3 protein-coding genes are annotated in these 3791 nt (G+C 74.3%); 1 reads left to right on the plus strand and 2 read right to left on the minus strand.

What is annotated here, in order from left to right; genetic code table 11:
- Window positions 1-71: 71 nt before the first annotated feature.
- The gene (locus DQW06_RS22440) at window positions 72-773 is read right to left on the minus strand and encodes a response regulator transcription factor (RefSeq protein WP_013153459.1); all 702 of its coding nucleotides are present in this window, start codon (window positions 771-773) and stop codon (window positions 72-74) included.
- Window positions 740-2125: a sensor histidine kinase gene (locus tag DQW06_RS22445; RefSeq protein ID WP_071622211.1), complete on the minus strand. Its 1386-nt coding sequence runs from the start codon at window positions 2123-2125 to the stop codon at window positions 740-742. The genes DQW06_RS22440 and DQW06_RS22445 overlap by 34 nt, the downstream gene beginning before the upstream one ends.
- Before the next feature lie 195 nt (window positions 2126-2320).
- On the opposite strand from DQW06_RS22445, the gene purB reads away from it, so the two are divergent.
- On the plus strand, window positions 2321-3751 hold the full coding sequence (gene purB, locus DQW06_RS22450) for an adenylosuccinate lyase (protein ID WP_013153461.1): 1431 nt from the start codon (window positions 2321-2323) through the stop codon (window positions 3749-3751).
- Window positions 3752-3791 lie beyond the last annotated feature (40 nt).

Consider the following 3791-nt stretch of genomic DNA (forward strand, 5'->3'; position numbering starts at 1 on the left):
GCCCTCGGTGACCGTGCCGGCCGGCGCGGTCACCGAGGGCGCCGTCCCCGCCGTGCGGGGACGGCCCCGGCTCAGGCGGGGCGGCCGCGCAGGTAGGCCAGGACCGCCTGGACGCGGCGGTGCACCCCGTCGTCCGGGGGCAGGTCGAGCTTGGCCAGGATGTTGCCCACGTGCTTGCCGACGGCGGCGTCGCTGACCACCAGGTGGCGGGCGATCGCCCCGTTGGAGCGGCCCTCGGCCATCAGGGCGAGGACCTCGCGCTCGCGCGGGGTCAGGCGCTCCAGCGGGTCGGCGCGGCGGCGCAGCAGCTGGCGGACCACCTCGGGGTCGACGAAGGTCTCGCCGTCCACCACCCGGCGCAGCACGGAGGCGAACTCGCGGACGTCGCCGACCCTCTGCTTGAGCAGGTAGCCCACGCCCTGACCGCTGCCGGAGTCGAGCAGGTCGGTGGCGTAGCTCAGCTCCACGTACTGGCTCAGCGCGACCACCGCCAGGCCCGGGCGCTCGCGGCGCAGCCGGACGGCGGCCCGCAGCCCCTCGTCGGTGAAGCCGGGCGGCATGCGGATGTCGGTGACCACGAGGCCGGGTCCGTGCTCGGCGACGGCCGACACCAGCGCCTCGGCGTCGCCGACCGAGGCCACGACGGGGAAGCCGAAGCGCTCCAGGATCCCGGACAGCCCCTCTCTGAGCAGCACGCCGTCCTCGGCCAGGACGGTGGGCACCAGGGGCGCGTCGGGGGTCACGCCAGCGGTGTCGGGGGAACGGGTCCGCACGGAAGCTCCACTCGGATTCGGGTAGGTCCGCCCCGGGGGCTGGACAGCTCCATTGTGCCGCCCATGACCGCGACCCGGTCCCCGAGCCCGGTGAGCCCGGACCCGCGTGCGGGGTCGGCGCCGCCCGCGCCGTGGTCGGTGACCTCCACCAGCAGGGTGTCGGGCCGGCCCGGCGCGCCGGGGGCCGTGCTGGCGTGCACGGTGGCGGCGTCGGCCCCGGCGTGCTTGCAGACGTTGGTCAGGGCCTCGGCGACCACGAAGTAGGCCGTGCCCTCCACGTGCGCGGGCAGGCGTTCACCGATCCGCACGTGCACCGTCACGGGCACGGGGCAGCGGTCGGCCAGCTCCTCCAGGGCGGCGGGCAGTCCCCGGTCGGTGAGGACCCGGGGGTGGATGCCGCGCACCAGCTCGCGCAGCTCGGTGATGAGCTCGTCGGCCTTGGCCTGGGCGGCGACCACGCGCTGGTCGGCCTCGCTGCCCTCCTCCAGGTCCAGGCGGGCCACGCCCAGGTCCACGGACAGGGCGACCAGGCGCTGCTGGGCGCCGTCGTGCAGGTCGCGTTCGATGCGCCTGCGCTCGTACTCGAAGGCGTTGACCAGGCGGGCCCGCGACTCGGTGACCTGGTTGAGTTCGGCGTGCAGGACTCCCTTGGGCGGGCCGACCAGCAGGGTGCGGGCCAGCAGGGAGTGCAGGCACGCCATGGCCGCCGACGCGTAGAGCAGGACGACCAGCAGCGGCGGGGCCAGGAGGGTGTAGGGCACCGCCTCGGCGCTGGAGGTGAGCGTCACGAGGCCGAGGTCGACGACGGAGCCGGGGCTGTCGTCCAGCAGGAGCGGACCGGAGGCCAGGACGATCACGAGCAGCAGCAGGAAGCCGGTGAGCATGGCGTTGACCCCCGCCAGGGGGAGCATCAGCCCCGCGTAGGCCACCTCCCGCCAGGTGGCGGCCTCGGTGTAGCGGGTGCGCACCCACCCCCACAGCCCGGGGACCGGTTCGCGGTGCCCGCTCTCCCGGGGGCCGCCCCCGACCAGGCCCAGGCGCCAGCGCTCCAGCGCGCCCAGGGGGATCGCGACCAGCGGTCCGAACAGGAACGTGAACGCCAGGCACAGGGCCAGCACCAGCACGATGCCGCCGTAGTCGAAGGCCTCGATCCCTCCGCTCCAGGCCATGAACAGCGCCACCCAGGGGGCCAGGACGGGCGAGGCGACGAAGAACAGGACGGAGGCCACCAGGACGGTGCCGCCGCTGTAGGCGAGACCGCGCCAGGGCCAGGAGGTGAGCAGGAAACGCCTCGTCGTGAGCGCCTGGAACAGGGCGCGCGGCGGGTTCGGGGACTCCGCGGGAGTGGTCATGGGCCAACGTTAGGCAGGCCCGGCGCGGGCCGGAATCGGCCGCGCCACCGGGTCGGGGGTGGGGCTGGCCCTACCTTCCTGGCCCCGGTTCCGGGCGTTCGCCGACCGACCTGCGTCGCCGCCGTTGCGGGCCGGGTGCCTTCGGGGGGAGTGGCCGCGCGTGCGCCGCAGCTCAGGACGATAGGGTCGGACGACGTGAGTGCGAAACCGCTGATCCCTGATGTCCTGGCTGCCCGCTACGCGTCCGCGGAGCTGACCCGGCTGTGGTCCCCCGAGTACAAGGTGGTCGCCGAGCGGCGGCTGTGGCTGGCCGTGCTGCGCGCCCAGGCGCGTCTGGGCGTGGACGTCCCGGCCGGTGTGGTCGAGGACTACGAGAAGGTCCTGGAGCAGGTGGACCTGGCCTCCATCGCCGAACGCGAGCGGGTCACCCGCCACGACGTCAAGGCCCGCATCGAGGAGTTCAACGCCCTCGCCGGGCACGAGCACGTGCACAAGGGCATGACCTCGCGCGACCTGACCGAGAACGTCGAGCAGCTCCAGGTGCGCGACAGCCTGCTGCTGGCCCGCGACCGGGTGGTGGCGCTGCTGGCGCGGCTGGGGAGGCTCTCGGCCGAGTACGGCGAGACGGTGATGGCGGGCCGCTCCCACAACGTGGCGGCGCAGGCCACGACGCTCGGCAAGCGGTTCGCGTCGATCGCCGACGAGGTGCTGGTCGCCCACGGGCGGCTGGAGGAGCTGATCTCCCGCTACCCGCTGCGCGGGATCAAGGGCCCGGTGGGCACCGCGCAGGACATGCTGGACCTGCTGGGCGGGGACCGCGCCGCGCTCAGCGCGCTGGAGGACGGGGTGGCCTCCCACCTCGGGTTCGAGCGGCGCTTCACCAGCGTGGGCCAGGTCTACCCGCGCTCGCTGGACTTCGAGGTGCTGACCGCGCTGGTGCAGCTGGCCGCCGGTCCCTCCTCGCTGGCCAAGACGATCCGCCTGATGGCCGGGCACGAGCTGGTCACCGAGGGGTTCGCCGAGGGTCAGGTGGGCTCCTCGGCCATGCCGCACAAGATGAACACGCGCTCGTGCGAGCGGGTCAACGGGCTGACCGTGATCCTGCGCGGGTACGCGTCCATGGCCGGTGAACTGGCCGGGGACCAGTGGAACGAGGGCGACGTGTCCTGCTCGGTGGTGCGCCGGGTGGCCCTGCCGGACGCGTTCTTCGCCTTCGACGGGCTGGTGGAGACGATGCTGACGGTGCTGGACGAGTTCGGGGCCTTCCCCGCGGTGGTCTCCGCCGAGCTCGACCGCTACCTGCCGTTCCTGGCCACGACCAAGATGCTCATGGCCGCGGTGCGCGCCGGGGTGGGCCGCGAGACCGCCCACGAGCTGATCAAGGAGCACGCGGTGGGCTCGGCCCTGGCCATGCGCCAGGAGGGTGCGGGCAACCGGCTGCTGGACCGCCTGGCCGAGGACGGGCGCTTCCCGCTCGGCAGGGAGGAGCTGGACGCGCTGCTGGCCGACCGGATCACCTTCACCGGCGCCGCCGCCGACCAGGTGGCCGCCGTGGTGGGGCGGATCGACGCGATCGTGGCCGCGCACCCGGAGGCGGCCGCCTACTCCCCCGGTTCGATCCTGTAGGGGAATCCGGGTTCGCCTGGCGAGGGGCCGGGGACGGCGC

It is taken from the genome of Nocardiopsis sp. TNDT3 (assembly GCF_003427465.1).
Taxonomy (GTDB): Bacteria; Actinomycetota; Actinomycetes; order Streptosporangiales; family Streptosporangiaceae; genus Nocardiopsis; species Nocardiopsis dassonvillei.

Bases quoted from the DNA above. Each gene is read 5' to 3' on its own strand.
- DQW06_RS22445 (WP_071622211.1), bottom strand. From the start codon at position 2,125: ATGACCACTCCCGCGGAGTCCCCGAACCCGCCGCGCGCCCTGTTCCAG.